Genomic DNA, 26,879 nt, shown 5'->3' with positions numbered 1-26,879 from the left:
AACTAAATGATAAAACCTGATTTTCCCGAAAACGAACAGGAACGTATTTCCTGTGTTAAAGAGTATAAATTATTAGATACCCTTCCAGAAAGTGATTTTGACAATATAACTAGTCTTGTAGCTACTATTTGTAATGTTCCAATCTCTTTGATAACTTTATTAGATACAGAACGAAATTTTTTAAAGTCACATCATGGCATAGATATTCAAGAATCACCAAGAGATATTTCTTTTTGTGGGCATGCAATTTTACAGAAAGACGATATTTTTATAGTTGAAGACTCTAGAAAGGATATTCGCTTTCAAGGTAACCCGTTAGTAGATGGATTTAAAGCTATATTTTATGCTGGTGTACCTTTAAAGAATAAACAGGGACTGCCATTAGGGACTTTATGTGTTTATGATCATGAACCTAGACAACTAACTGATTTACAAAAAAAGGCTTTAATAACTATTGCTAAACAAGTCATAAATTTATTTGATTTAAGACTAAACAATAGGTTGTTAGATGAAACTAAACAAGAATTAACTGATAGAAATGCAGAGTTAAATAAATTTGCAAGTCATGTGTCACATGACTTAAAATCGCCTTTAGCTAATATTATTTCGCTAACTAACTTTTTAAAAGAAGAAGATGGAAATAATTTTACTGAGGAATCTGTTGAATACATTAATTTTATTGAAGAGTCTGCAGAATCATTAAAAAATTATATAGACGGAATTTTAATTCATTATAAAGCAAATGAATTATTAAATAAAGGTAAAGAAGATATTATTGTTCGTAAATTATTTGAAAACGTACAAAGCATTCATTTGTTAAATAAAAAACAATTAAAAATTGAAAATGCTGATAATAACGTGTTTTTAAATAAAGCTGCAGCTACACAGGTATTAATAAATTTAGTGGATAATGCTTTAAAATACAATAGCAAACCAAATCCTGAGGTTACTTTAGCTTTTTCAGAAAACAAAAATCACTACATTTTTACTGTTACCGATAATGGTAACGGAATTGAAAAAAAGCAACAAGACAAAGTCTTTAAGTTATTTAACAATAATAACCAAATAGACTCTAAAGGTAAAAAAGGAACAGGAATTGGTTTATTTACTGTAAAAAACTTAGTAAAAAAACTAGGAGGTTCTATTACTTTAAAATCTGAAGTTGCTAAAGGTAGTATGTTTCAATTTACAATTGAAAAATAAAAAAAGCCTAATCTTTAGATTAGGCTTTTAATATTATTGAGGTTTAAACTATGATTTTTTCATATGTTTAATAAGCTTTTTAAGAAGCGTTTCTTGGTCTTTATATAATTTACCACTCATCCCTAAACATTGACCGTCTTCAAGTCTCATTGACTTTCCGTCAGACGTCGCATAAGTACCATCTGTTTTTACTACAGTACCATTGTTTAAAGTTAAATCTGATTTTAAAGGTACTACACCATCTGCTGTATATTCAAACACTTTACTATCTAAAAGTATTACATAATTAGCATCTTCAAGTTTGTTTGATTCTTGAGCCATTAAAGAGTTTACGCCTAAAAATAAGGTGAAAGCAATAAGAAATAATTTTTTCATTTTAATATATGTTTTAAGTTTATTAGCTGAATTAATGTATAATCATTTATAATTAATTACTAAATTAAACAATTCAACTACTATGCCAAACTATTTTATTAATTAATTATCCTTTAATCCAAGCTTTTCTAGTTGCTTTTTGAACAGCAGTTGCGTTTGGATCTTCAGCTAATTTTTTTCCAGTGGTATAAGATTGTGTTGTTTTTGTCTTAATAACAACCTCTTCTCCTTTTCTGTCTAAAACTACATTAATATCTGTTCCTGGTTGCCACATGTACATTCCTGTTAGGATTGATTGTGCAGTTCCCATGTTTAATTCTTTACCATCAACAGATTTAATAACATCTCCTGGTAATACTCCGTTTTCTGCCCAGAAACTGTTGTTTTTTACTGCTTCTCCAAATGGAATAGTCATTGTTTCCATATTTGGTGTAAAAATTAATACACCATCATTTTGGATATAATTAGTTTTAACTTTTCCGCTTTCCATTGTTAATCCAACTTTTTTGAAAAACACTGAATAATCAATTGGTGTACCACCAACAACGTGTGTGTTTAAAAACTCGCCAACACTTGGATAGGTCATTGCTGTAATTTCTTCAATTAACTTATCATCTTCAAACGGTTTGTTTTTTCCGTATTTATTAGATAATTCTTTCATTAAAGATAAAATACCTCTATTACCATTACTTTCTTCACGCATTAAAATATCAATACACATTCCAATTAATGCTCCTTTCATATACACATTGTAGTATTGTGGTGCATAAGGTTGGTCTAAAACGTTTTCACTCATTTCAGTAAAACTCATACTATCATCCATATTTGATGCAGTTTGGATTTTACTTAAAATATCTCCATAAAATTCTTCAGCTTCAATTAAATCTTGATCTACTTGGAATAAGGTTGCAAAATATTCTGTTACACCTTCATACATCCATAAATGCTTAGAAAATGTTGGTTGATCATAATCAAAGTAGTGTACGTCTTCAGAGTGTACACTTAATGGTGTTACAATATGAAAAAATTCATGTGACACAACATCAATCATGCTTTCGGCTAACGCTTCAAAAGGCATGCTTTCTCCTAAAACAACAACTGTTGATGTGTGATGCTCTAAAGCTCCAAATCCTTTTGGTGATTCTGGCTTTCCTTCAGATAAATATAAATAGATATCGTAACGTGGTGTACTATTTACATCACCTAGATACGTTTTTTGTGCTTGCATCATTGTTTCCATTACAGACTTAATTTTTGCAGCAGTATGTACTTTATTTGGAGAATATACACTTAAAACAATTTGGATATCTCCAACTTTAAACTCTTCTACATCTAAATCTCCATAAAACATTGGGTTATCTGTAATGTCAAAATAACGTGGCGCAAAATAACTAGAGGTTGCAAATTTACCATCTTTACTAGTTGTTTTACCTGTTTCTTGTAATGCAGATGTACGTTTAAAACTAGCAGAAGCAGTAACATCTAAGCTATACTGACTGTTTTTTAAACTATCAAAATAACCTATAAAACCATGTAAGTTTAATACATAGTTAGTAGGCTCTATATTTGTTCCAGCTGGAGAGAATGGTACGTCTCCACCTATTCCTCCTCCAGAAGCTGCTTCTTGGTCAAAAGTATCATTAGCGTTATAAGTAATGTAGTCTAATTGTGTTGCATTAGCTATAGTCCATGTATTAGTATCTGTTTTACTAGTCGCTAATTCATTTCCTTTATAATCAAATGCTTTAAAATCGTCAATATATTTTCCAAAATCACTTACAGAATACGTTCCTTGTACTACACGTGGCAATCTATAGGTTACAGTTTGTTCTGTAATACGTCCTGGATTAATGGTTACTGGAGCTTTGTCATTAGCTACTTTAGACAAATCAATTGACGTTGCAATTGGTGTCTGAGACGCTAATTTGTCTACGGTCTTTGTACTATTACAACCAACTAATAAAAGTCCTGTTGCGATAGTCGCTACTAAAATTTTTTTCATTTTTTATTTAAGTTCGTTAATGGTCTTTGTTAAAAGACGCTCAAAAGTAAAATTTGTTACATAATCATTACATTAAGATTTTGTTAAAATGTTAATTTAGTAGTAGCTATTATATAAATGCAATTATTATCTTTGACAAACTTTAAAATTAATGCAGTTTAAAAACCCAGAACTTCTTTACGCGCTTTTCTTACTGCTTATTCCCATTATTGTTCACTTATTTCAACTTAGAAAGTTTCAAAAAGAGTATTTTACTAATGTAGATTTTCTAAAAAAAGTACAATTACAAACCAGAAAAAGTTCTAAAATTAAAAAGTGGTTAACACTTTTAACTCGATTATTGCTTCTTGCAGCAATTATAATTGCTTTTGCACAACCATACACCTCTAAAACCGATGCTTTTAATGCACAAAAAGAAACCGTTATCTACCTTGACAACTCATTTAGTATGCAAGCAAAAGGTGATAAAGGCGAATTACTAAAACGCGCTATTCAGGATTTAATTGAAAGTATTCCGGAAACCGAAAAACTATCGCTTATTACTAACACAGAAAGTTATAGAAACACCACTATTAATGCCATAAAAAACGAGCTATTACAACTTAATTATTCCTCTAATCAGTTGTCATATAATGCTGCTTTATTAAAAGCTAAGAAGGCATTTTCTAATCAAACAAATACCATTAAAAATTTAATATTTATATCAGATTTTCAACAAAAAAATACTGGTTTTGAAGTTAAAAAAGATTCAAGTATTACTTTAAATATTGTAAAATTAAATACTGTAAATAAAGACAATACACTAATTGATAGTGTTTACTTATCTAAACAAGATGCCAATAAAATAGAACTAACTGTACAATTAAAAAACAACCAGTCTGTTTCAGAAAATTTACCAGTATCTTTATACAATAATGGCAACTTATTATCCAAAGCATCTGTAGATATTAAAGGAGAAGCTAGTACAGTTTTTAGCATTCCGAGTAACCAGATTATAAATGGAAAAATAACTATTGAAGATGCTCAATTACAATTTGATAATACTTTATATTTTAATATAAATCAGCCTTCAAAAATCAATGTTCTTGCTGTTAGTAATGCAAAGACAGATTATTTAAACAGAATATTTACTGAGGACGAATTTAATTTTACTTTAAAAACAACTAACACATTGGATTACAGTTTGTTTGATACTCAAAATTTAATAGTTGTAAATGAAATTGACGCTTTGCCAGAAAATTTAACAACAGCTTTAAAATCCTTTACAAACAAAGGAGGTTCTGTGATATTTATTCCATCATTAAAAGGAAACCTAAGTAATTACAATACTTTTTTACAGCGTTTTAATTTTGGTCCTTTTAGTAATTTAGTAACTACAGAAAAACGTATAACCACCATAAATTATGCTCATCCACTGTATGCCAATGGTGTGTTTGAAAAACGCGTAGACAATTTTCAGTACCCAAAAGTTGATCGTTTTTACCCTAAAGCAACAGACTTAGCATCTAACGTATTACAATTTGAAGACTCTAAACCCTTTTTATCTCAAAAAGGCTTAGTTTATGTCTTCTCTGCTCCAATTAACAGCGTTAATTCTAATTTTAAAAGCATTAATTTAATTGTACCAACCTTTTACAATATTGCAAAGCAAAGCCTAAACACATCTACTTTATACTATACTATTGGACAAAATAACAGTTATGATGTTGCTGTTAATTTTCAACAAGACGCAGTATTAACCATTGTAAATAAAGACGATAAAATAATACCAGAACAACACTATTTTAATAACAAAGTAGTTATTAAAACCTCAGAACTACCATCAAAATCAGGTGTTTACGATTTAAAAAACAAAACAGAGATTATCCAAAATGTAAGTTATAATTACGATAGGTCAGAAAGTAATTTAAGCTACCTTAATTTGGATAATTTAAAAAACGGAGCAGTAAGTAATTCTATCACTACTGTTTTTGATACAATAAAAAACGATGCTAAAGTTAACGAGTTATGGAAATGGTTTGTAATTTTGGCAATAGTTTTATTGATTATAGAAATGCTCATCTTAAAATATTTTAAATGAACGTCTTAATAAAAACAGCGACAATACTAGATGCCTCAAGCCAGTTTCATAACCAGACTTGCGACTTATTAATTGAAAAAGGTAAGATTACTAAAATTGCCAAAAGCATTAAAAACACTAACAATTATAAAGAAGTTAGCTTAGACAATCTTCATGTCTCTCAAGGTTGGTTTGATAGTAGTGTATGTTTTGGAGAACCTGGTTTTGAAGATAGAGAAACCATAGAAAACGGACTAAAAACTGCAGCAAAATCTGGTTTTACAAGTGTTGCTTTACAAGCCAACACTAACCCAATAATAGATAGCAATGCAGATATTGCCTTTTTATTGTCAAAAGCGCAAAATCATGCTGTAACATTATTACCAATTGGAGCTTTAACAAAAAATAGCGATAGTGTTGATTTAGCGGAACTTTTTGATATGAAAAACGCTGGAGCTGTAGCCTTCTCCGACTATAAAAAACCTATTACTAATCCAAACCTTCTAAAAATTGCTTTACAATATGCAAGTAATTTTGGTGGTTTAGTATGCTCCTTTCCAATAGAAACAAAAATATCAGGAAAAGGAATGGTTAATGAGGAGTTAACTAGCACATCCTTAGGACTTAAAGGTAGTCCAAATCTAGCCGAAGCGATGCAAGTGGCAAGAGATTTATTTTTATTAGAATACACAGGTGGAAAACTACATATACCAACAATTTCTACTGCAGAAAGCGTAGATTTAATTAGAGAGGCCAAACGCAAAAAACTTGACATATCATGTAGTGTTGCTATCCATAATCTAAGTTTGACAGATCAAGTTTTAGTTGGATTTGACACCAATTACAAAGTCAATCCACCGCTTAGAACACAAAAAGATATAGATGCTTTAATTGATGGTTTAAAAGACGGAACCATAGACATGGTAACCTCTGACCATAACCCAATTAGTATAGAAGATAAAAATATAGAGTTTGATCATGCTGCATATGGTACCATTGGACTAGAAAGTGCTTTTGGAGCATTAAATAATGTATTGTCAACAAAAAAGACCATTCAAATTTTAACCAAAGGAAAAACTAGGTTTGGTCAAAAAAACAACCCTATAAAAGAAGGAGAGATAGCAGATTTAACACTGTTTAACCCTAATACTACATACGCTTTCGCTGAAAGTAATATCGTTTCAAAATCTAAGAATAGTGCTTTTTTAGGCGAAACATTAAAAGGAACCGTTTACGGAATTATTTCAAACAACAAAATAGTGCTTTAAAACAATGAATCAAGAAACTATAGAAGAAGGAAAAACATTAGCTGTAGTTAGCTATTTAACCATAATTGGTAGCGTGATTGCTATAATTATGAATGGTGAGAAAAAAAATGATTTTGTATCCTTCCATAACAGACAAGGATTAGGATTATGTCTACTTTGGATGTTGATTGGCTATTTTGTAAGTCAGTTTGACAATATGCAAATCTCTATGGCATTTTGGGTAAGCATGGGAGCTTTACTGTTTTTAGGCGTAATGACTGCTATTAATGGATCTATGAAACCGATTCCTTTTATTGGACCACTATTTCAAAAACTATTTTCAAGCATTGGTAAATAATGGAAGACTTTAACTTACACCACATAACAAGACCGTCTTCTTTGACAGAAAACGCACCTCTGCTTCTACTCTTTCATGGCTATGGAAGTGATGAAAACGACTTATTTAGTTTTGCACAAGAATTACCAGAAGAGTTATTTATAATCTCTGTAAAAGCACCTTATCCAATGCAACCTTATGGTAATGCTTGGTATGCAATTAATTTTGATGCAGAAAAAGGAAAATGGAGCGATAACGAGCAAGCCATAAAATCTAGAGATTTAATAGCCACATTTATTGATCAAGCTGTTGCTAACTATCCTGTTAACAAAGATAATGTGACGCTTTTAGGCTTTAGTCAAGGGACTATTTTAAGCTATGCTGTAGCATTAACTTATCCAGAAAAAGTCAATAATATTATTGCTTTAAGTGGTTATGTAAATGAGGATTTATTTGATATCAAAGAAGCTTCAAGTTATAAGCATTTAAACTTTTATTGCTCTCATGGAACAGTCGATCAAGTTATACCAATCGATTGGGCAAGACAAGCGCCTAAATTTTTATCAGCTTTAAATATCAATCACCAATTTAGCGAGTTTCCTGTTGGTCATGGTGTTGCACCTCAAAATTTTTATGAGTTTAATGAGTGGTTAAAAAAACTAATTATTTAAAAACTTACAAAGAATATAACAAGTAATCCAACACTTCAAACTCTACTTCTTTTTCAGGAGTTATGAAGTATTTAATAAGTAATTCTCCTTCATATTGTCCATCAGTAAAATCTGCAATAATCCACCTATGGTTCATAAGTTTGATGGTGTTAAATTGCATTTTTTTACCTTCTGACGCAGCATAAGGGATTAAAGGATGATCTCCTTCTGTTTCATTTAATTTGTATAGTTCGTTTTCCAAAAATGGAATTATCGCTTCGTAGTCTAGTTTTTTATTATAAAAATAATCCTTAGCCATTTGGTTATAGCGTAAGTCAAATAATGATAAATCAGACACTTCTTGATTAGCGTTAGCTAAAGACGTCTTTAGCTCTGTATTTTGAGTTTTAAGGGTTTCCATTCGTTTTGCACTATCATCTAAAATATTTTTAGAATTTACATACTGAAACACAACAATAAGTGTTGCAAAAATAAACAGGTACATAAAGATTTTGTTCTTCATTTTTAAAGGTCTTTTAAATAGTTATTTCTAATTGGTCGTATGCCAGAAAAACGTTTTCTGGTAGGTTTTGTTGTACATCATCATGAAAACCTAATAAATGACTAATATGTGTTAAATAAGCACGCTTAGGTTTAAGTCTGTCTATAATTATTAATGCTTGCTCTAAATTTAAATGAGAGACATGCTCCTCTTCTCTTAAGGCATTAATAACTAAAACATCTAAGTTTTTAAGTTTATCTAATTCGGTTTTAGCAATGGTTTTAATATCTGTTAAGTATGCAAATTTATCAAATCTAAAACCAAATACTTGTAATTTATAATGCATTGCTTCAATAGGTGCAATCTGCTTTCCGTTTATATTGAAGGGTTCATTTTTAATTTCGTTTACGCTTACATTTGGTGCTCCTGGATATCTGTTTTCTGTTGCAAACACATACTCAAATCTAATTTTTAGTTGTTCTAATACACGTTTATGTGCATAAATAGGCATGTTACCTTGTTTAAAACAAAAAGGTCTAATATCGTCTAGTCCTGCTGTATGGTCTGCATGCTCATGAGTAAATAAAATAGCATCAATTTTATCTGGATTAGCACGTAACATTTGCTGTCTAAAATCTGGACCACAATCTATAACAAAGGTACTATCGTTCCACTCTATCATTACAGAAACACGTAAACGTTTATCTTTAAAATTTGCACTTAAACATACAGGATGAGTGCTTCCAATAACTGGAATACCTTGAGATGTACCTGTACCTAAAAATGTAATTTTCAATCGTTGGAGATTTATCACAAAAATAAGTTATTTATTTTATTTGCGTAAGTTATTTAATACCTTTGTAAAACTTAACATTATAGGGATTAATACATGGAAATTACGTTAAAAGGAGATAAAGAAATTGAAAGCATTCCTTCTTTAAAAGACAAAGCGCTTCGCATTAATTTAAACGACAATATTTACGGAACCTTTTCTGAGATTGGTGCAGGACAAGAAACTGTACGACAATTTTTTAGAGCTGGTGGTGCATCTGGTACTATTGCTAAAGCAATGTCTGCTTATGACAAAAATTTTAGTGATGCCATTTATGGTATTGAGGATGACAAACGTTATGTTACAGAAGCACGTTTACGTAAAATGCTATCGCATGAAGTTAGACTTCTTGAAGAACGTATTGACAGAGAAAAAAATCCAAATAGAATGTTTTTTAGTTATGCAAATACTGTTGCTACAATAGATTTTGCAAAAAAATATAAAGGACATGGTTGGGTTGGTATTAAATACCAAGTAGATCCTGAAGAAGAAGAATATAATGAAATTGTATTGCATCTTAGATTTAAAGAAAATGATGCTAGATTACAACAAGAAACTTTAGGGAAACTAGGAACAAACCTTATTTATGGAGCGTTTTATAAGTATAATGAACCTAAAAAATTATTACGTTATCTATACGACCATTTAGATCAAGACCAATTAGAAATTGATACAATAAACTTTGCTGGACCACTTTTTAAAGATGTGGATAACCGTTTAATGAGTTTGCAATTGGTTAAAAACGGAATGACTGACGCTGTCATGTTTGCACCAGATGGAAACAATGTGTTACCAGCTAGAGTATTATACAAAAAAAATATTTTAACGCTACGTGGTAGTTTTAGACCAGTAACTAAAGTAAATATGGACATGTACCAAAAATCTTTGGACATGTTTATTAAAGAAAATAAAGTTGACGAAGCAAAAACTCAGGTTATTTTTGAAATTACGCTATCTAACTTAAGAGCTGAAGGAGAAATTGACGAACAAGATTTTATGGATCGTGCGCGTCTATTATGCTCTTTAGGTCAAACAGTTTTAATTTCTAATTTTCAAGAGTATTATAAATTGGTGGAATACTTCTCTCAATACTCTAAAGCTAGAATGGGATTAGCAATGGGAGCTAATAATCTTATAGATATTTTTGACGAGAAATATTACAGACAACTAAGTGGTGGTATCCTTGAAGCTTTTGGTAAATTATTCTTTAAAGATTTACGTGTATACTTATATCCTATGAAAAATCAAGATGGATCTTTAACGACTAGTGATAATCTTAAAGTCCACCCAAGGATGAAAGAATTATACAAGTTTTTTAAATACAATGGAAAAGTGGTTGATATTACAGATTACGACCCTAGCACAATGGATGTGTTTTCTAGAAGAGTATTAAAAATGATAGCTTCTGGAGAAGAAGGATGGCAAGATATGCTTCCTCCAGGTGTGTCAAAATTAATTATGGAACAAAGCTTATTTGGTTGCGAAACCGAGGAAATTCAAAATAAATAATTTAAAGATTAAATTATAAACAAAAAAGCGACTTTAATAGTAATTAAAGTCGCTTTTGTTATTTGTAGCTGGTAAATGTTTCTTTTTAGGGACTTTGAAAGTTTACTTTATGTTTCATTCTGTACTACACAGAGTTTATTTCAAAACTTGTACCAATATTGTGTTTTTATATTAAAAAGCAAAAAAATTAACCGTTTTTTTCAATTCTTCCTTTTACACCTTTAAAAAAAGCTTTCATAAATTTAAAATCAGCTTCTAAATTATTTGTTGGATAAAAAGGTTCTGACACTTTATTTTGTTTATTACCAAAATCTAATGAAAACATTATAATTGGCACATTGGCTTGCTTTGCTATATAATAAAAACCAGTTCTCCATTCGTCCACCTTACTTCTGGTGCCTTCTGGTGCTAATGTTAATCTAAACTCTTCTTTATTATCAAATAGCTTAGCAATGGTTTGCACTTTGTTTTCTTTATTTTTTCTATCAACTGGTACTCCTCCAACTGCTCTAAAATAATAGCCAAAAGGCCAAGTGAATAAAGATTTTTTACCAATAAAATTAGTTTTAACCTGTGTTACTTTTCTTAATAATATACCTATAAAAAAATCTAAATTACTAGTGTGTGGTGCAGATATAATAACTGCTTTTTTTATAGTATCCTTAGAAAAGTTAGTGTTTCCAACCACTTTCCATCCAATAATTTTATAATATATAAGTTTTGCTAGCCAATGCATATTACATTTTTTGGTATAATGCCTTTAGCGTATCATGAGTAATTGTTTTTTTCCAATTTTTTCCAATTGCATTTTCCCAAAGTGGCTCTAAACTTAATGCTACTTTAATCATTACATCAAAATCTTTATCAGATAAGTCTGCACAAATCCCTTTTGGCAAAATAATATTATGCACTTTTTTCATTTGCTTAAAAAGCGCAACACCTTCTGGGTAATAGTCTTCTAAATGATCAAAAACAATACAGTTTCCAATACCATGTTTTACACCTAACAAATAGCTTAGACCATAACTTAATGCATGACAAACACCAACTTGAGAATAAGCAATACTCATACCTCCATGCCAACTAGCCATCATTAATTTATCCTGAGCTTCTTCTTTAGATAATTTATTATCTAAAAATATTTCTTTACACAAAGACAATGCTTTTTCTCCATAAGATTGGCTAAAAGCATTTAAATATGTTCCGTTTAACGACTCTATACAATGCACATAACAGTCCATTCCTGTATAAAACCATTGGTCTTTTGGTACATCTTTAGTTAATTCTGGGTCTAAAATGACTTGATCAAATGGTGTGTAATCACTATTGATACCTAACTTACGTTCTGGTTCAGTTAATATTGTAGTTCTAGATACCTCTGCTCCTGTACCAGAAATTGTTGGAATCCCAACATGGTACACAGCAGGTTTTTTGACTAAATCCCAACCTTGATAGTTTTTACTTTCTCCTCCATTATTTAACATAATAGAAACCGCTTTTGCTACATCAAGTAAGCATCCACCTCCAATACCAATAATCCCAGAAGGTCTTTCTTTAAAGTTAAGAATTATATCTTCGACCAATTGGTCTATTTGTTCTGTTTTAGGTTCTTCATTTGCAGACACATAAATTACTTTATCTTGATATGACAAAGGAATCCTTGAAGTTAACCAAGCGTTACCTTTAAAAATGTCATCTACAAAAAATATAAATGGTGCGTTAGTATTTAATCTTTTAGGCTCTATAATATCGCTTAACTGATTAAAACTACCTCGTCCAAATATAATTTTGGACACCATTGGAAAGTTTTTAAAATTCATTGACTTTTCGTCTTAGATTGTAAATTTATTACTTATTTAATTTTTTCTGAAATTTTCGCTAATTAATTTAATAAATTAGGTAATTCCAATATACTTTTTAAAGTCAAAAACCTTGCCTCTTTTTCATTTACATTAACTCTTTCATGTTGCCAAGTTGTATGAAATGGAATATGAATTGCATTTGCCTTTATATTTATTAATGGTAAAACATCCGATTTTAAAGAGTTACCAATCATTAAAAATTCTGAAGGTTTTATATCCAAATGATTTAATAATTTTGAATAATTGCTTTCTTTTTTATCACTTAATATTTCAATATGATGAAAATAATCCAGTAATCCAGATTTTTCCAATTTACGTTCCTGATCTAATAAATCTCCTTTAGTAGCAACAATCAATCTGTATTTTTTTGATAAATGCTGCAATACCTTTTCAACACCTTCAATTAGTTCTACTTCTTTATTAATCATTTTCTTACCTATTTCTAAAATATTAGATATAGTTTGAGGTGGTACTGTGTTATTGGATAATTCTATAGCCATTTCTACCATAGATAATACAAAACCTTTTACTCCATAACCATAAATTGGAAGGTTTTTCATTTCCATTTTAAATAGTTCTTGGTCTATTTTATTTTCGGTTTCAAATTGGCTAAGTAATTTAGCAAACTCTTTTTCTGCATCTCTAAAATACGTTTCGTTAACCCAAAGCGTATCGTCTGCATCAAAACCTATAACTTTAATATCTTTATAATTGGTATTCAATATTTATATCTATTTTACTTCCATAATTTTTTAGCTTTCTCTAAATCTTCTGGTGTATCAATTTCTACACCTTGCACATTAGTTTCAACCATTTTTATACGTTTGCCATATTCTAGATAACGTATGCATTCAATTTTTTCTGAAGCTTCAAGCGTTAGCATTGGTAGGTTATAAAAATCCATTAACGCATTTTTTCTAAAAGCGTAAACTCCTTTGTGTTTATAGTACTTTACAGCAACATCTTGATCTCTAGGATAAGGTATTGGGCTTCTTGAAAAATAAAGCGCAAAGTTTTTCTGGTCTACTATGACCTTGACTGTATTTGGGTTGTTAATTTCTTCTAAATCTGTAATATGAACCATCAAAGAGGCTAAATCCACTTGTTTATCTGCATCTTCTTTAAACACTTTAATTAGTTTTTTAAGCGACTCTGTGTCTGTAAAAGGCTCATCTCCTTGTACGTTTACAACAATATCAATATCCAAATTTTCTACAGCTTCTGCAATACGATCGCTACCACACTCATGTTGTTTTTTACTCATCATGACATGACCTCCAATTTTATTTATTTCGTCATAAATAATATCACTATCAGTTACCACAATAACGTCGTCAAACAACTGTGTGTCAACCGTAGCTTGGTAAGTACGTGTAATTACTGGTTTTCCTCCAAGGTCCTTCATTAACTTTCCAGGAAAACGAGACGCACTATATCGTGCAGGAATCATTGCTATTATTTTCATCTAAGAATTAAATTGAAGTATAAAAATATGATAATTTAATGGTCTTCTTCAAAAAAATCGTCTTTAAAACCAATTAAATATAATTTTTCTTTTGCTCTGGTTATTGCTGTATATAACCATCTTAAATAATCTTTATCTATTCCGTTTGGTAGATAGGGTTGCTCTACAAAAACAGTATCCCATTGTCCACCTTGAGATTTATGACAAGTAATTGCATAGGAGAATTTAACTTGCAAAGCATTAAAGTATTTATTGCCTTTTATTTTTAAAAATTTTTTATAGTTACTGGTTTCATCTTCGTAATCTTTTTGAACCTCTTGATACAATCTGTTGGACTCTTCATAAGGTAAAGAAGGTGTTTCTGCTTCAATAGTATCTAGCATTAAAACCGCTTCAAAAGGTCTCATTTTTGGATAATCTACCATACGTACTTTAACTTCTGCAAACCTAAAACCGTATAATTCTTTTATGCTAAAAATTTCTAAGACTTCAATAATATCTCCATTGGCAATAAAACCAGCTTCAGAAGTTGGTTTAATCCAAAAGTAGTTGTTTTTAACAACCATTAAATAGTCTCCAGATGCTAATTCGTTTTCGCTAAACAAAATACGACTACGTATTTGTTGGTTATACATATTGGCACGCTTATTACTTCTTACAATAATACTTGTGTCTTCATAACCTAGATTGCTATACGCATCGTTTATAGCATCCATTATCTCATAACCATCAACTAGCCTAACAATGTCTTTAAAGCTTTTTAAATTAAACTTAAAGCTATCATAAAAGCTTCCTGCAATTGTCTCTCTTAACAATGTAGCATTTTCTAAAATCCCAGAATCCTCTCCTTGTCTTACAACTTCGTCCAATTCCATTTTAGTAACAGACTTATTGTAGTTTAAACTTAATGTGTTTTCGTCCAGAGCTGGACTTAAATCTAATTTTACAGGAGGTAATTGTGCTGTATCACCAATTAACAACAGTTTACATTTATGACCTTGATAGACGTATTGCATCAAATCGTCCAAAAGCGAGCTGCTTTCAAATAATTTAGAGTCACTTGGCAAATCTGGTATCATTGACGCTTCATCAACAATAAAAATGGTGTTTTTATGCTTATTAGGTTGTAAAACAAACTTTACTCCTCCTCCTTTATCTTTTTTTGGAAAATATATTTTTTTATGAATGGTAAAAGCCTCTTTTTTGGAATAATTAGAGATTACTTTAGCTGCTCGACCAGTTGGAGCCATTAGCACTGCACTTTTTTTTGCGTGCCATAAATTGGTCACAATCGTACCAATAATGGTGGTTTTACCAGTTCCTGCATATCCTTTTAGCAAAAACACGCCATTTTCTTTTTCGTTTAAAATAAACTCAGAAAGTTGCAAAAGCAAAATATCTTGTTTTGAGGTTGGATTAAACGGAAACTGCTGTTTTATAAGAGAATAAAATTGCGAACTGGTCATTAATTTGTGTGGATTGAAAACTTTTTATCAAATATATAAATCATTTTTACCTTCAATGGTTTTTACGAATAAAAAAAAATTGTAGATTTGTCACTGACCTTAATTAAATTTTAATACAACACTATGATAAAATTAGCACTTATTATACTTGGAGCAATTTTACTAACAATTTTAATTGTTTGGCTTATTGACAAATTTGTTCCTACTAAAGTAAAACCCATTTTAACTATTGCACTTTGGGGACTTATTGCCTTTTTAGGGTATTTAACTGTAGACTCTGTTTATGGCGAGATTCAATTTAATAAATTAAAGCAAGAGCGTTACAAAGTAGCTATTGAGCGTTTAATAGATATTAGAGACTCTCAATTAGCACATAGAACAGTAACTGGAAAGTTTACTAAAAGCTATGATACTTTAATTAATTTTATTGAAAACGGTAAGTTTACGTTAGTAGAAAGAAGAGATACTTCTGTTGTTGATGTAGAAAGAACTAGAGCTTTTGGTGGTGTAACTACTTTTAAAGATGAAATTATTGTTGACACAATTGGATATGAATCTGTAAAAGAAAGATTATTTAAAAATACAGATAGATATAAAACTATGATGAATGTACCACTAGCAAAAGAAGGTACAAAGTTTACAATGAATGCTGGAATGTTTAAAGAAGAAAGTGGTGCTGAAATACCAATTTTTGAAGCATTTGTAATGAAAAAAGATATTTTATTTGATCAAAATAAAAACTTAGTCCTTAAAGAAAGTCAAGTACAATCTGTTGAAGGAGTAAATGGAGATGCTTTACGTGTAGGATCTATGCAAGAAGTTAAAACTATTGGAAACTGGCCAAAAACTTATGGCTCTAACGAATAAAGAATATAATCATTTAACCAACCTAGAACTGTCCATTCAAATTAGTTTGAGTGGACTTTCTTTTTGTGTTTTAAATAATGACAACAATACTATTTTAGAGTTAAAATCTTTTCCTTTTAATTCTAAAAAAACACCAACAAATCTTTTAGATGCTGTACAACATCTTTTTAATACTGAAGCTTTACTTAAACAATCCTTTGTTAAGATTAACATTATACATGTTAATGATTGGTCTACCCTTGTCCCTAAACCACTATTTAAAGAAGACGCATTAGCAGATTATTTAAAGTTTAATACCAAAATTTTAAAAACAGATTTTATAACTTTTGACGACATTTCTCAAAACGATAGCGTTAATGTTTACGTGCCATTTACCAATGTAAACAACTTTATCTTTGACCAATTTGGCAGCTTTACATACAAGCATTTTTCTACAATATTAATAGAGCAATTATTAACTTTTGAAAAGCATACCAATACCCAAAAAGTGTATGTTAATATTTCAAAATTTAACTTTGAATTGATTATCCTAAATAAAGGCGAATTACAATTATATAACACCTTTGAATATAATACCAAAGAAGACTTTATCTATTACTTACTATTTACCTTAGAACAATTACAGCTAAACCCAGAAACGGTTGAAACCGTATTTTTAGGAGATATAAACGAAGACGACGACCTTTATCAAATAGCTTATAAATATATAAGAAACGTGGCTTTAGGTAACCGAATGGATACTTTTGCTTTTACAGAAAAACCTGCCACAAATCACTCAAATTTCACTTTACTAAAAAGCTTTTAATGCGTATTATATCAGGAGAATTTAAAGGAAGACGAATTACAGCTCCAAAAAGGCTACCTGTTAGACCTACAACAGATATGGCTAAGGAAGCCTTATTTAATATTATTAATAATCAGTATTATTTTGATTCTATTACTGTGTTAGACTTATTTTCTGGAACAGGAAATATTAGTTACGAGTTTGCGTCAAGAGGTACAGAAAACATTACTTGTGTAGATCAAGATTACGGTTGTATAAAGTTTATAAATCAAACTGCTGACAGTTTTGACATGTCTTTGCAAACCATAAAAAGTGATGTGTTTAAGTTTTTAGAAAAAAGCAAACAACAAGCTACAATTATTTTTGCAGATCCACCTTATGATTTTACAGTTGATCAGTTTTCTAAAATACCAGAATTGGTATTTAAAAACAATTTACTGGAAGCTGATGGTATATTAATAGTAGAACACTCCAAACACACAGATTTATCAAAATTAGAGCATTACAAGCACTCTAAAGGTTATGGAGGTAATATGTTTAGTTTTTTTGAAAACAACGCTTCAGATGAAGAGGAATAGGCTATTATTTATTTCTACTTTTTTATTAATCTTAAGTTGTAAAAAAGAGGCAACAATCAAAACTGAAATTACAGAAAAAATAATCAATTCAGAAAAAATTGATGGTTCAGCAAATATCAGAGATACTATAAATGGAAAAGTGCTTTTTACGCTTAAAAACAATGCAAAAGTAGATGTAATTGATAGCAAAAGCAATTGGTATAAAATTATGGTTTTTATTGATTCATTAAATATAATTGACCAAAACCTAAAAAAAGGAGATTCAATATTTCAAAACAACAAAACAATTGGGATTTCAAATGTTGATTTAAAAGCATTTGAGTTTTATGAAAACTCACACTTCATAGAAGGTTATACTTATAAAAACAATATTCAAAAGGAATCGATTATAGAATTGGTAATAATTTCTAACTTAGAAAATAGAGCAAAGAAAAATTGGAATAAAATTATAGAGAAATATAATTTAGAAAAACGTAATGATTTTTTACATTACAATGCTTTCGAATTATTAGAGAACAATGATATTTCTCCAGGCTTTAGGGTATTACTTTTATTTGAAAACCAACAACTTATTGGCTATTATCATTCTAGAAAAATTGAATCTGATTTAATTGATACTTATAAATTAAATTCAATTGATAAGCTATCTTTTTATAAAGATTACGACAAAAACAAAGCTAAGTTTTTTATTAATTTTATGAAAAATTGGTTAGAAGGTGTAGATTAAAAAAACCACTCCATTAAGAGTGGTTTAATTGTATTTAAGCAAATCTATAAGCCGGATTCTGTACTCTTAAAAAAGAGTCCTTATCATTTATCTACGTCTATTGTTACCAATAGACTTTAGCTACCTACCCTCTAACAATCGCGCGTGTACGCTCAAACGTTAGTATACATGGTATTGCACCTCATAGAGTTTACCTGGTTTCACTACAGCATGACCTGTACATACTTTCTGTTGCACTTTTCCTCACCTTTCGGTGGATGGCTGTTAACCATTATGATTACACTATGGTGTCCGGACTTTCCTCTTTAAAATAAATTTAAAGCGATAAGGCAATTTACTTCCGCAAAATTACAATAAACTAGTGTATGTTTTTATATGAAAAGATCAATTTGTTTTTAGGAGTATCGTTTAACGTATAGATAAGGTGAGTTTTCAATTCACTTTATCGAATGTTACTGAAACAAGTTCAGCACAAGTAAACGAAGTTAGTTTTTTTTTTGACAAAGTCAAATAAAAAAATGACACCTAATTACTGATCGTATTGTTAATAACTCCTATAAAAATATAAGCTCAAAATTCTGAATTTTAAATTGAATTTTTAACTTTGTTATTCAATAAAAACACAGTAACTAATAACTAAATGTTACTTAATTTAATTAGCAAACTAATTTGGAACACTTTGTAGTATCAGCCAGAAAGTACAGACCACAAACCTTTAAGGATGTTGTTGGTCAGACTGCTATTACAAATACGTTAACCAACGCTATTGAAAACAATCATTTAGCACAAGCTTTACTATTTACAGGACCTAGAGGTGTTGGTAAAACTAGTTGCGCGCGTATTTTGGCTAAGATGATTAATAGTGATGGCAACGAGACTGGAGACGAGGATTATGCGTTTAATATTTTTGAATTGGATGCAGCATCTAACAACTCGGTTGATGATATTAGAAGTTTAACAGATCAGGTTCGTATTCCTCCTCAAGTTGGAAAATACAAAGTATATATTATTGATGAGGTACATATGTTATCTCAAGCTGCTTTTAATGCGTTTTTAAAGACGTTAGAAGAGCCACCAAAGCATTGTATATTTATTTTAGCGACAACTGAAAAACATAAAATAATACCTACTATTTTATCGCGTTGTCAAATCTTTGATTTTAAACGTATAACCGTTAAAGATGCTAAAGAGTATTTAAAATATATTGCTAAAGAGCAAGGTATTACTGCAGAGGATGATGCTTTACATATTATAGCTCAAAAAGCAGATGGAGCCATGCGTGACGCTCTATCTATCTTTGATAGAGTAGTTAGTTTTTCTGGAAAAGAATTGACAAGACAGTCTGTAACAGAAAACCTAAACGTATTAGATTACGAAACCTATTTTGAAAGTACCAACCATATTTTAGACAATAAAATTCCTGAATTATTAATTCAGTTTAATAAAACCCTATCCAAAGGTTTTGATGGACATCATTATATAGCTGGTTTAGCATCACATTTTAGAGACCTATTGGTTTGTAAAACTCCTAGTACTATAGAGCTGTTAGAAGTTGGTGATGATACTAAAGCTAAATACATAGAGCAGTCACAAAAAGCAAGTCAAGATTTTTTAATCCAAGGTATTAATTTAGCTAACGATTGCGATTTAAAATATAAAAGCAGTAAAAACCAACGACTCCTAGTAGAGTTAACATTAATGCAACTTGCCTCTATCACTTTTGATGGAGAAAAAAAAAATAGTAGTCGGTTTATAATTCCACCTTCATATTTTAAAAAAATTGGCATTACTCCTGTTTCTGTAAAACGTCCAGAAACTACAACCACACCAACTAATACTACCCAAAAAGAAACTGAAAAAGTTACTCCAGATTTACAAAAATTTGTAGAACCACCAAAACCAAAAGTAGTTTTAGAAAAAGGGATAGCGTCAGAAAACAAAAGGACTTCCGGATTATCTTTAAAAAGTATTAGAGCTAAAAAAGAGCATAAAATTAAGCAATTAGAAGTTGTTGTTGATGAAGAGAATTTACCAAAAGAAGCTTTTAATCAAGATGAATTAACTGAAGTTTGGAACCAGTTTGTAGACATCATTGAAAAAGAAGGTAAATACAACTTAGCATCCATTTTATCTATTGATAAACCAACTTTAGCTGACGATGGGTTTTCAATCCAACTCACCTTTCCAAATGCGACAAACAAGGTGGAAGTCGAGCGTCAATCTTTTGATTTAATGTCTTATTTACGTAAAAATCTAAACAATTACGATGTTACGTTAGATATTACTATTAACGAAGAGTTGGATACTAAATATGCCTACACTCCTATTGAAAAATATGAGAAGCTAAAAGAGAAAAACCCAAATTTGGAATTGCTACGTAAGACTTTTGATTTGGATGTTTAATTAGTTAATTTTAGCATTATGAATAAATACACATTGTTACTTTTTGGAATTTTAATCGCTTTTTTAAGTTGTGATGGTCGTGACAGAGTTAATAAAACACCTAAAGAAATACTTGTTGAAAACAAGTTATTGGATTCGTTTTCTGAGAATATAAAATACTTTCCAGAAAAATATACAGAAACGACTACAGATACAATTTTAAGTAATGGGTTTAGGGTAAAGATTAGGTACTTCTCACATATGAAAGAATATGTTACAGAATCCTACACTAAAGATTCTATAAATTACAAAAAACATTATTATGATTTTGTTTCAAGAATAACAGTGTATAAAGATGATAAAGAAGTTTATAAAAAGGATCTTTATAAAAGATCTTTAGAAGAACACAGTAAAGAATTTGCAGAAAGTGTCCAAAAACTTATAATGAATCCTCCTTATATAGATGAAGAAAACTCTTTAAAAAACAATAAGGTTTATATCGTAATTCCTCTTTGTAACTCAGATACTAGCACTTGTTTATTTTACTACGCTATTATTGACAACAAAGGTGATTTTGAATACAGATTAATGCCAAACAACAATAATTTTTACCATTAAATTATGCTAGATTAGTCATTTCGACGAAAGGAGAAATCACATTATTTAATAAACTTAATCAAAAAATGTTCTATAATTATTTTGTTTACATCATGACAAATCAGTACAGAACAACACTATATATTGGAGTAACCAATAATATTCAAAATAGAATTTCGCAACATTATTTTGATAGTCAAAACGCAAAACTATCATTTGCTGGTAAATATAATTGTATTTATCTAGTATATTATGAAGGTTTTGAGTATCCTAAAGATGCAATTCTTAGAGAAAAAACAATTAAAAAATGGAGACGAGAAAAGAAAAATACTTTAATTAGTAATTTTAACCCAAAATGGGAGACTTTAAATGCACAAATTATGTGATTTCTCCTTTCGTCGAAATGACTAACTCATAATAAAACTAAAATGCTAGGACTAAAATTACCAACAGATCCACGTTGGGTAAACATCGTAGAAAAAAACATAGAAGACATTTTAACAGATCATGCCTATTGCGAGCAAAAAGCAACCAGTACTGCTATCTCTTTAATTGTTAGTTTTCCAGAGTACACAGAGCTTGTACAAGAAATGGTTGCTTTGGTTAAAGAAGAAATTAGCCATTTTAAAATGGTACATGATTTAATCCTAAAAAACGGTTGGGTTTTAGGTAGAGACAGAAAAGACCATTACGTAATACAACTCCTTACTTTTTTTCCTAAAGGAGGAAGCAGAACCACACAATTAGTACACAGATTATTATATGCTGCTTTAATAGAAGCTAGAAGTTGCGAGCGTTTTAGATTATTGTCTGAAGAATTGGAAGATAAAACCTTAGCAGAGTTTTATAGAAAATTAATGGTGAGTGAAGCTAACCATTACACCATGTTTTTAGGCTTTGCTAGACAATATGGAGACCGCAAAGAAGTGGATAAAAAATGGGATGATTTATTAGAATTTGAAGCACAAATCATGAAAGATTTAAGCAAAAATGAAACCATCCATGGTTAAAAATAGTTACTAAATAAAAAAGCCAATTCTGTCTAGAATTGGCTTTTTTTTTATGCTTAAATATGTCTTAGAATTTTACTCCAAAACCTATTTGAATATTTGTGTTATTTGCTTCAATATTTAAAGCATTATCATCAAAAACATTTGTTAATCCGTAAGAGTATCTTGCGTCAATAAAGAACTCGTCAGAAATCATATATTCTAAACCTCCTAAAATAGAAAATCCTAAATTTTGAAGTTGGTCCTCATATGAATGTCCTTTTAAACTTGCTTGTGGTCCTAAACCAATTGCAAAACTTTCGTCAATTTTATATTTAAAATATAATGGCATTTGGATGTAATTGATTCTTAAAGACTGCTCTTTTGCTCCTTCAGCAGAAAACTGAATTTCTGGTGCAAATTTAAAATTATCAGAAAGATTATATTCTCCAAAAAATCCAATTGCAAACCCATTTCTTCCTTTAACATCTTCTTCTATATCAGAATCAAAACTTAAGTTAGAAATATTTATACCAGCTCTAACACCATATAAAGCGTTTTGAGAAAATCCATAAAACGAAGCTAGTAAAAGCGAAAATAATAAAATAGTTTTTTTCATATTTTGAAAATTAAATTAGTTGATTTTGATTCTTTATTTAATAGTAAAGATATATTTTTTTAACAAATATATATAATAAAGTTATAAAGTGTTTTATTTTAACTTTGTATGGCTTGAAACTGTATTATTATACATACTTTTTATAATCCCATCTGCAAGCCCAATTTTTGGTACATAAATGTCTTTTGCTCCACTCCACTTCATTGCTGATAAATAAATACGTGTTGCTGGAATAATAACATCTGCTCTATCTTGATTTAAGTCTAAAACAGAGATACGCTCGTCATAAGAATAGGTTTGCAGCATGTTATAATAAGATGTTAAGTAAAAGTAAGATAATGGTTTACCAATAGATTTTCCTGATACTTTAAAAATCTTATTAATGTTTCCTCCAGAACCTATAACTTCAATTTTATCATACTTAATAGTTTCTAATTTTATCCAATCTTCTAACTCTTTCCATGCTTCTTTTTTAACCATATCGTTTAATAAACGTACAGTTCCAATTTTAAAAGATTTTGAGGCTGTTTTTTCTGCATTGTGTATTACGGAAAACTCTGTACTTCCTCCTCCAACATCAACATATAAATAGGTTTTATTTGCATCAATATAAGAGTGTAAATCTGTAGCTGCAATTATAGCTGCTTCTTCTTCTCCTTCAATAATATCAATATGTAATCCAGTTTCTTTTAAAATTTTTTTAACTACTTTTTTTCCATTATTAGCTTCACGCATTGCAGATGTTGCACAAGCTTTATACTTAACAACTCCATGAGATTTCATTAGTAATTTAAAAGCTAACATTGTATCTAATATACGTTTCGTGTTTTTTTTAGAAATGGCTTCATTTACAAATACATCTGCACCTAAACGAATAGGAACTCTGACCAGAGAACTTTTTTTAAAACGTGTAGATTTATCTTTCTCTTCAACAATATTAGAAATTAGCAATCTTACTGCATTAGAACCAATATCTATTGCTGCATATTTTTGAATATTTAGCATATTAGTTAAGTTTATCTTTTAGATATTGATAGGTAGCAAATTGCGCTCTAATCTTAGGTTGGTTATTTTTTTTATAAGTATTATCCTGAGTTTTATTAAGTATTCTGGATTTTAAATTATCCTTCCAACAAATATCAAAAGTTTCGATTAATTCTTCCTTAATTGTTTGATCATATATTGGACAGGTAACTTCTACTCTATTTTCTATATTTCTTGTCATCCAATCTGCTGATGATATATAAACTTTAGGCTTATCATTATTACAAAACACATACAATCTTGTATGTTCTAAAAACTTGTCAATAATACTAACAACCTCAATATTTTCGCTTACTCCTTTTATTCCTGGAACTAAACAACAAATACCTCTAACAACCATATCTATCTTTACTCCTGCTTGACTAGCTTCATATAGTTTATCTATCATTTTATAGCTAGTTAAGCTATTCATTTTAAGTTTTATATATGCTGGTTTTCCTTCGTTTTTATTCAGAATTTCTTTATCTATAAGCTGAAAAAACTTATTTCTAGTATAATGAGGAGATGTTATAATGTGCTTATATCTGTATATCTTATAATTAACTTCAAAAAACCCAAATACTTTATTAATATCTTTTAATATTTTTGAATCTGATGTAAACAAGGTATAATCTGTATAAATCTTTGCTGTAGATTCGTTAAAATTTCCAGTACTTACAAAACCATAACGCTTTAATTTATTATTTTCTTCGCGCTCTATCACACACATTTTACTGTGTACTTTCAAACCTTGAACACCAAATATTAGTTGTACACCTTCACGTTGCATTTGCTCTGCATAAGCAATATTAGCTTGCTCGTCAAAACGTGCTTGAATTTCCATGGAAACAATAACTTTTTTACCATTTTTTGCAGCATTTATTAAAGAACTAGCAACTTGAGATATTTGCGCCAATCTATAAATGGTAATTTTAATGGTTTTTACCTTGGGATCTAATGCTGCTTCACGCAAAAATTTAACGACATAAGCAAACGTATGATAAGGTGCATAAAGTAAATAATCTTTTTTTGCTATAGCTTCAAAAATACTACCTTCTAATGACAAACCTTTAACTTGTAATGGAACGATTTTATCGTATAGTAAATCTGTACGTCCTAAACTTGGAAAACCCATATAATCCCTACGGTTATGATAACGTCCACCTGGAATAATACTATCTGTATTATCAATTTTTAACTTAGTCATTAAAAAATCTAAAGTAGATTTATCTATAGTCTTATCATAAACAAATCTGACAGGCTCAGCATCTTCTCTTTCTTTTACACTATCACTGATTTTTTCCATAAAACTTTTGGTTAAATCACTATCTAAATCCAGTTCTGCATCTTTAGTGATTTTAATCATGTGTGCAGTAATTTTTGTGTAATCAAAAATGTTAAAAATATCTTCTAAAAACAGACGTAATAAATCGTCCAACATTATTACATAATCCTTATTACCCTCTCTTGGCAAAACAATAAAACGATCCATGTTTTTTGAAATTTCAATCAAAGCATATTGACTTGATTGATCTTGCATATCCATATTTACTGCTAAGTAAGCAGCATTATCTTTAAGATTTGGTAATTTTAAATCTGTATTTAAAATAATAGTTACAAGTGCTGGGCTAACTTTTTCTAAAAAGTATTTTTTAAGAAAAACATGCTGGTTTTTTGAAACCTGAAACTCTTTAATTATAAATATATTTTCTGCTTCTAATAACTTTTGAACATGAGCAAGAATTTTTATGCTTTCTGCCTGAAGTTTTATAACTGTTTCTGTTATTATATCTAATAATTCTGATGCTTTTATTCCACCAAGTTGACTTTTTCCTTCTTTACCAGCAAAATTAATACGTTGTACAGTTGCGTAACGGACTTTAAAAAACTCGTCTAAATTGTTAGAATATATACCTAAAAAACGAAGCCTTTCTATTAATGGTACAGACTTATCTGCAGCTTCTTGAAGTACACGATGGTTAAATTGCAACCAACTTAGCTCTCTATTAATATATTTATTGTCAATAATATGGTTAGTCATTGTTATGCAAAATTTACTACAAATATATCTATTAGAATGACTATTTTAAATGTTTTGGAAAGACAATTTTTGTGGTTTTACCATTTTCAATGGTTTTCCAAGAGTTTTGCTCAAATTCTATTTGCACAAAACCTGAAGTAGTGACGTTATCTATAATTGTATTTCCTAATGAATTACATAAATTAGTTAATGCAAAATTATGTCCAAAAATCATTATAATATCTTTAGAATTATCACATGATTTTACACATTCTAAAACAGACGCTCCAGAGAAATCATATAACTCTTTTTTAAGCTCAAATTTGATGTTTTTTAAATTTAAATTATCGACGAATAGCATAGCTGTACTTTTTGCTCTATTTGCAGTACTACTAAAAATTACTTCTGGTTTTAAAAAATTAGTTTTTAAATGTTTAGAGACCAAGACAGCATCTTTTACGCCTCTATTTTTCAATGGTCTATCATGATCTTTCAAATCAAATTTCCAAGAAGATTTTGCGTGCCTAACAAATTGTAATATTTTACTCATACTTGTCGTTTAAATACATTTTTGTACGATTAACTATTTCAAATATACCTTTTATCGGTTTTATATGTGCTATAACATATTTTTTTGATTTGATGTATAAATCGTCATTCATTTGTTATGCTATTAGTTAATTTTATTCCCTGAATCTAAATAATGCAAAATACCTACAATATATCACAATGTGGTAAATTTCCCTTAAGCTGTAGCATATTTTGACTGTAATAATTAGTTAAA

General features: G+C 29.6%; 27 protein-coding genes and 1 other RNA gene. 14 read left to right on the top strand and 14 right to left on the bottom strand.

Features of this window, described 5'->3' with window-relative positions; translation table 11 throughout:
* Positions 1-6 precede the first annotated feature (6 nt).
* On the top strand, positions 7-1,203 hold the full coding sequence (locus SJY17_RS11195; RefSeq protein ID WP_397362645.1) for an ATP-binding protein: 1,197 nt from the start codon (positions 7-9) through the stop codon (positions 1,201-1,203).
* A 48-nt stretch (positions 1,204-1,251) separates the two neighbouring features.
* Here the strand turns inward: SJY17_RS11195 and SJY17_RS11190 are convergent, their stop codons facing one another.
* Positions 1,252-1,578: a DUF6799 domain-containing protein gene (locus SJY17_RS11190; protein WP_397362644.1), complete on the bottom strand. Its 327-nt coding sequence runs from the start codon at positions 1,576-1,578 to the stop codon at positions 1,252-1,254.
* Positions 1,579-1,684: 106 nt separating this feature from the next.
* On the bottom strand, positions 1,685-3,580 hold the full coding sequence (locus tag SJY17_RS11185) for a peptidase M61 (protein ID WP_397362643.1): 1,896 nt from the start codon (positions 3,578-3,580) through the stop codon (positions 1,685-1,687).
* A 151-nt stretch (positions 3,581-3,731) separates the two neighbouring features.
* Between SJY17_RS11185 and SJY17_RS11180 the strand changes: the two genes are divergently transcribed.
* The 4 genes from SJY17_RS11180 to SJY17_RS11165 are packed head-to-tail and all read left to right on the top strand — an operon-like array spanning position 3,732 to position 7,894.
* A complete protein-coding gene (locus SJY17_RS11180) occupies positions 3,732-5,660 on the top strand; it encodes a BatA and WFA domain-containing protein (protein ID WP_397362642.1) in 1,929 nt (642 codons plus the stop codon).
* The gene (locus SJY17_RS11175; protein ID WP_397362641.1) at positions 5,657-6,907 is read left to right on the top strand and encodes a dihydroorotase family protein; all 1,251 of its coding nucleotides are present in this window, start codon (positions 5,657-5,659) and stop codon (positions 6,905-6,907) included. The genes SJY17_RS11180 and SJY17_RS11175 overlap by 4 nt, the downstream gene beginning before the upstream one ends.
* Positions 6,908-6,911: 4 nt before the next feature.
* Positions 6,912-7,244: a hypothetical protein gene (locus SJY17_RS11170; protein ID WP_397362640.1), complete on the top strand. Its 333-nt coding sequence runs from the start codon at positions 6,912-6,914 to the stop codon at positions 7,242-7,244.
* Positions 7,244-7,894, top strand: coding sequence for an alpha/beta hydrolase (locus SJY17_RS11165; RefSeq protein ID WP_397362639.1), 651 nt, complete (start codon positions 7,244-7,246; stop codon positions 7,892-7,894). The genes SJY17_RS11170 and SJY17_RS11165 overlap by 1 nt, the downstream gene beginning before the upstream one ends.
* A 4-nt stretch (positions 7,895-7,898) precedes the next feature.
* On the opposite strand, the gene SJY17_RS11160 is transcribed toward SJY17_RS11165, so the two are convergent.
* Together SJY17_RS11160 and SJY17_RS11155 are read right to left on the bottom strand one after the other, a co-directional pair.
* Positions 7,899-8,396 (bottom strand): hydrolase, encoded by a 498-nt coding sequence (locus tag SJY17_RS11160; protein WP_397362638.1) that lies wholly within the window; start codon positions 8,394-8,396, stop codon positions 7,899-7,901.
* Positions 8,397-8,409: 13 nt separating this feature from the next.
* Positions 8,410-9,171 (bottom strand): MBL fold metallo-hydrolase, encoded by a 762-nt coding sequence (locus tag SJY17_RS11155; protein WP_397362637.1) that lies wholly within the window; start codon positions 9,169-9,171, stop codon positions 8,410-8,412.
* Between the two features lie 93 nt (positions 9,172-9,264).
* Here SJY17_RS11155 and SJY17_RS11150 point away from each other — a divergent pair, with 93 nt between their 5' ends.
* Positions 9,265-10,716 (top strand): TonB-dependent receptor, encoded by a 1,452-nt coding sequence (locus SJY17_RS11150; RefSeq protein WP_397362636.1) that lies wholly within the window; start codon positions 9,265-9,267, stop codon positions 10,714-10,716.
* Between the two features lie 187 nt (positions 10,717-10,903).
* On the opposite strand, the gene SJY17_RS11145 is transcribed toward SJY17_RS11150, so the two are convergent.
* The 5 genes from SJY17_RS11145 to SJY17_RS11125 form a co-directional block, all read right to left on the bottom strand.
* On the bottom strand, positions 10,904-11,452 hold the full coding sequence (locus tag SJY17_RS11145) for a 1-acyl-sn-glycerol-3-phosphate acyltransferase (protein ID WP_397362635.1): 549 nt from the start codon (positions 11,450-11,452) through the stop codon (positions 10,904-10,906).
* A gap of 1 nt (position 11,453) precedes the next feature.
* Positions 11,454-12,536 carry an iron-containing alcohol dehydrogenase family protein gene (locus SJY17_RS11140; RefSeq protein WP_397362634.1) on the bottom strand — a complete coding sequence of 361 codons (1,083 nt, stop codon included), beginning with the start codon at positions 12,534-12,536 and terminating at the stop codon, positions 11,454-11,456.
* 62 nt (positions 12,537-12,598) lie between these two features.
* The gene (locus SJY17_RS11135) at positions 12,599-13,300 is read right to left on the bottom strand and encodes an HAD family hydrolase (RefSeq protein ID WP_397362633.1); all 702 of its coding nucleotides are present in this window, start codon (positions 13,298-13,300) and stop codon (positions 12,599-12,601) included.
* Between the two features lie 14 nt (positions 13,301-13,314).
* Positions 13,315-14,043 (bottom strand): 3-deoxy-manno-octulosonate cytidylyltransferase, encoded by a 729-nt coding sequence (kdsB, locus tag SJY17_RS11130; protein ID WP_397362632.1) that lies wholly within the window; start codon positions 14,041-14,043, stop codon positions 13,315-13,317.
* A gap of 35 nt (positions 14,044-14,078) precedes the next feature.
* Positions 14,079-15,509 (bottom strand): ATP-dependent RecD-like DNA helicase, encoded by a 1,431-nt coding sequence (locus tag SJY17_RS11125; RefSeq protein ID WP_397362631.1) that lies wholly within the window; start codon positions 15,507-15,509, stop codon positions 14,079-14,081.
* Positions 15,510-15,632: 123 nt separating this feature from the next.
* On the opposite strand from SJY17_RS11125, the gene SJY17_RS11120 reads away from it, so the two are divergent.
* Genes SJY17_RS11120 through SJY17_RS11105 form a run of 4 tightly spaced genes read left to right on the top strand, consistent with a single transcriptional unit; the run spans position 15,633 to position 18,465 of the window.
* Positions 15,633-16,376: a hypothetical protein gene (locus SJY17_RS11120; protein WP_397362630.1), complete on the top strand. Its 744-nt coding sequence runs from the start codon at positions 15,633-15,635 to the stop codon at positions 16,374-16,376.
* On the top strand, positions 16,360-17,181 hold the full coding sequence (locus tag SJY17_RS11115; protein ID WP_397362629.1) for a DUF3822 family protein: 822 nt from the start codon (positions 16,360-16,362) through the stop codon (positions 17,179-17,181). The genes SJY17_RS11120 and SJY17_RS11115 overlap by 17 nt, the downstream gene beginning before the upstream one ends.
* Entirely contained in the window at positions 17,181-17,738 is a 558-nt protein-coding gene (locus SJY17_RS11110) for an RsmD family RNA methyltransferase (protein WP_397362628.1), read from the top strand. The genes SJY17_RS11115 and SJY17_RS11110 overlap by 1 nt, the downstream gene beginning before the upstream one ends.
* Positions 17,725-18,465 (top strand): hypothetical protein, encoded by a 741-nt coding sequence (locus tag SJY17_RS11105; protein WP_397362627.1) that lies wholly within the window; start codon positions 17,725-17,727, stop codon positions 18,463-18,465. Before SJY17_RS11110 ends, SJY17_RS11105 begins: the two co-directional genes overlap by 14 nt.
* A 31-nt stretch (positions 18,466-18,496) precedes the next feature.
* On the opposite strand, the gene rnpB is transcribed toward SJY17_RS11105, so the two are convergent.
* Positions 18,497-18,806: RNase P RNA component class A (gene rnpB / locus SJY17_RS11100), an RNA gene on the bottom strand.
* 328 nt (positions 18,807-19,134) lie between these two features.
* Between rnpB and dnaX the strand changes: the two genes are divergently transcribed.
* From dnaX to SJY17_RS11080, 4 genes are all read left to right on the top strand, one after another.
* A complete protein-coding gene (gene dnaX, locus SJY17_RS11095; RefSeq protein ID WP_397362626.1) occupies positions 19,135-20,868 on the top strand; it encodes a DNA polymerase III subunit gamma/tau in 1,734 nt (577 codons plus the stop codon).
* A gap of 18 nt (positions 20,869-20,886) precedes the next feature.
* Positions 20,887-21,465, top strand: coding sequence for a hypothetical protein (locus SJY17_RS11090; RefSeq protein ID WP_397362625.1), 579 nt, complete (start codon positions 20,887-20,889; stop codon positions 21,463-21,465).
* Positions 21,466-21,530: 65 nt separating this feature from the next.
* Positions 21,531-21,830 carry a GIY-YIG nuclease family protein gene (locus tag SJY17_RS11085; protein ID WP_397362624.1) on the top strand — a complete coding sequence of 100 codons (300 nt, stop codon included), beginning with the start codon at positions 21,531-21,533 and terminating at the stop codon, positions 21,828-21,830.
* Positions 21,831-21,872: 42 nt separating this feature from the next.
* A complete protein-coding gene (locus tag SJY17_RS11080) occupies positions 21,873-22,454 on the top strand; it encodes a tRNA-(ms[2]io[6]A)-hydroxylase (RefSeq protein WP_397362623.1) in 582 nt (193 codons plus the stop codon).
* A gap of 67 nt (positions 22,455-22,521) precedes the next feature.
* On the opposite strand, the gene SJY17_RS11075 is transcribed toward SJY17_RS11080, so the two are convergent.
* The 4 genes from SJY17_RS11075 to SJY17_RS11060 all read right to left on the bottom strand — a co-directional run bounded on the left by SJY17_RS11075 (position 22,522) and on the right by SJY17_RS11060 (position 26,645).
* Complete coding sequence (locus tag SJY17_RS11075) at positions 22,522-23,052, bottom strand: porin family protein (RefSeq protein ID WP_397362622.1); 531 nt, start codon at positions 23,050-23,052, stop codon at positions 22,522-22,524.
* Between the two features lie 93 nt (positions 23,053-23,145).
* Positions 23,146-24,057 carry a Ppx/GppA phosphatase family protein gene (locus tag SJY17_RS11070; protein ID WP_397362621.1) on the bottom strand — a complete coding sequence of 304 codons (912 nt, stop codon included), beginning with the start codon at positions 24,055-24,057 and terminating at the stop codon, positions 23,146-23,148.
* 1 nt (position 24,058) lies between these two features.
* The gene (gene ppk1, locus SJY17_RS11065) at positions 24,059-26,116 is read right to left on the bottom strand and encodes a polyphosphate kinase 1 (protein WP_397362620.1); all 2,058 of its coding nucleotides are present in this window, start codon (positions 26,114-26,116) and stop codon (positions 24,059-24,061) included.
* A 40-nt stretch (positions 26,117-26,156) separates the two neighbouring features.
* Positions 26,157-26,645 (bottom strand): SixA phosphatase family protein, encoded by a 489-nt coding sequence (locus tag SJY17_RS11060; protein ID WP_397362619.1) that lies wholly within the window; start codon positions 26,643-26,645, stop codon positions 26,157-26,159.
* Positions 26,646-26,879 lie beyond the last annotated feature (234 nt).

The organism is Olleya sp. R77988 (assembly GCF_044594215.1).
Taxonomy (GTDB): domain Bacteria; phylum Bacteroidota; class Bacteroidia; order Flavobacteriales; family Flavobacteriaceae; genus Olleya.
This window is presented reverse-complemented; position numbering and strand designations above follow the sequence as displayed.

Coding starts and splice junctions, on each gene's coding strand:
- SJY17_RS11160 (WP_397362638.1), bottom strand. CDS start 8,396: ATGAAGAACAAAATCTTTATGTACCTGTTTATTTTTGCAACACTTATT.
- SJY17_RS11165 (WP_397362639.1), top strand. CDS start 7,244: ATGGAAGACTTTAACTTACACCACATAACAAGACCGTCTTCTTTGACA.
- SJY17_RS11140 (WP_397362634.1), bottom strand. CDS start 12,536: ATGAATTTTAAAAACTTTCCAATGGTGTCCAAAATTATATTTGGACGA.
- SJY17_RS11075 (WP_397362622.1), bottom strand. CDS start 23,052: ATGAAAAAAACTATTTTATTATTTTCGCTTTTACTAGCTTCGTTTTAT.
- kdsB (WP_397362632.1), bottom strand. CDS start 14,043: ATGAAAATAATAGCAATGATTCCTGCACGATATAGTGCGTCTCGTTTT.
- SJY17_RS11080 (WP_397362623.1), top strand. CDS start 21,873: ATGCTAGGACTAAAATTACCAACAGATCCACGTTGGGTAAACATCGTA.
- SJY17_RS11195 (WP_397362645.1), top strand. CDS start 7: ATGATAAAACCTGATTTTCCCGAAAACGAACAGGAACGTATTTCCTGT.
- SJY17_RS11060 (WP_397362619.1), bottom strand. CDS start 26,645: ATGAGTAAAATATTACAATTTGTTAGGCACGCAAAATCTTCTTGGAAA.
- SJY17_RS11170 (WP_397362640.1), top strand. CDS start 6,912: ATGAATCAAGAAACTATAGAAGAAGGAAAAACATTAGCTGTAGTTAGC.
- SJY17_RS11110 (WP_397362628.1), top strand. CDS start 17,181: ATGCGTATTATATCAGGAGAATTTAAAGGAAGACGAATTACAGCTCCA.
- ppk1 (WP_397362620.1), bottom strand. CDS start 26,116: ATGACTAACCATATTATTGACAATAAATATATTAATAGAGAGCTAAGT.
- SJY17_RS11190 (WP_397362644.1), bottom strand. CDS start 1,578: ATGAAAAAATTATTTCTTATTGCTTTCACCTTATTTTTAGGCGTAAAC.
- SJY17_RS11150 (WP_397362636.1), top strand. CDS start 9,265: ATGGAAATTACGTTAAAAGGAGATAAAGAAATTGAAAGCATTCCTTCT.
- SJY17_RS11175 (WP_397362641.1), top strand. CDS start 5,657: ATGAACGTCTTAATAAAAACAGCGACAATACTAGATGCCTCAAGCCAG.
- SJY17_RS11085 (WP_397362624.1), top strand. CDS start 21,531: ATGTTCTATAATTATTTTGTTTACATCATGACAAATCAGTACAGAACA.
- SJY17_RS11090 (WP_397362625.1), top strand. CDS start 20,887: ATGAATAAATACACATTGTTACTTTTTGGAATTTTAATCGCTTTTTTA.
- SJY17_RS11115 (WP_397362629.1), top strand. CDS start 16,360: ATGGCTCTAACGAATAAAGAATATAATCATTTAACCAACCTAGAACTG.
- SJY17_RS11145 (WP_397362635.1), bottom strand. CDS start 11,452: ATGCATTGGCTAGCAAAACTTATATATTATAAAATTATTGGATGGAAA.
- SJY17_RS11125 (WP_397362631.1), bottom strand. CDS start 15,509: ATGACCAGTTCGCAATTTTATTCTCTTATAAAACAGCAGTTTCCGTTT.
- SJY17_RS11185 (WP_397362643.1), bottom strand. CDS start 3,580: ATGAAAAAAATTTTAGTAGCGACTATCGCAACAGGACTTTTATTAGTT.
- SJY17_RS11105 (WP_397362627.1), top strand. CDS start 17,725: ATGAAGAGGAATAGGCTATTATTTATTTCTACTTTTTTATTAATCTTA.
- SJY17_RS11120 (WP_397362630.1), top strand. CDS start 15,633: ATGATAAAATTAGCACTTATTATACTTGGAGCAATTTTACTAACAATT.
- SJY17_RS11180 (WP_397362642.1), top strand. CDS start 3,732: ATGCAGTTTAAAAACCCAGAACTTCTTTACGCGCTTTTCTTACTGCTT.
- SJY17_RS11070 (WP_397362621.1), bottom strand. CDS start 24,057: ATGCTAAATATTCAAAAATATGCAGCAATAGATATTGGTTCTAATGCA.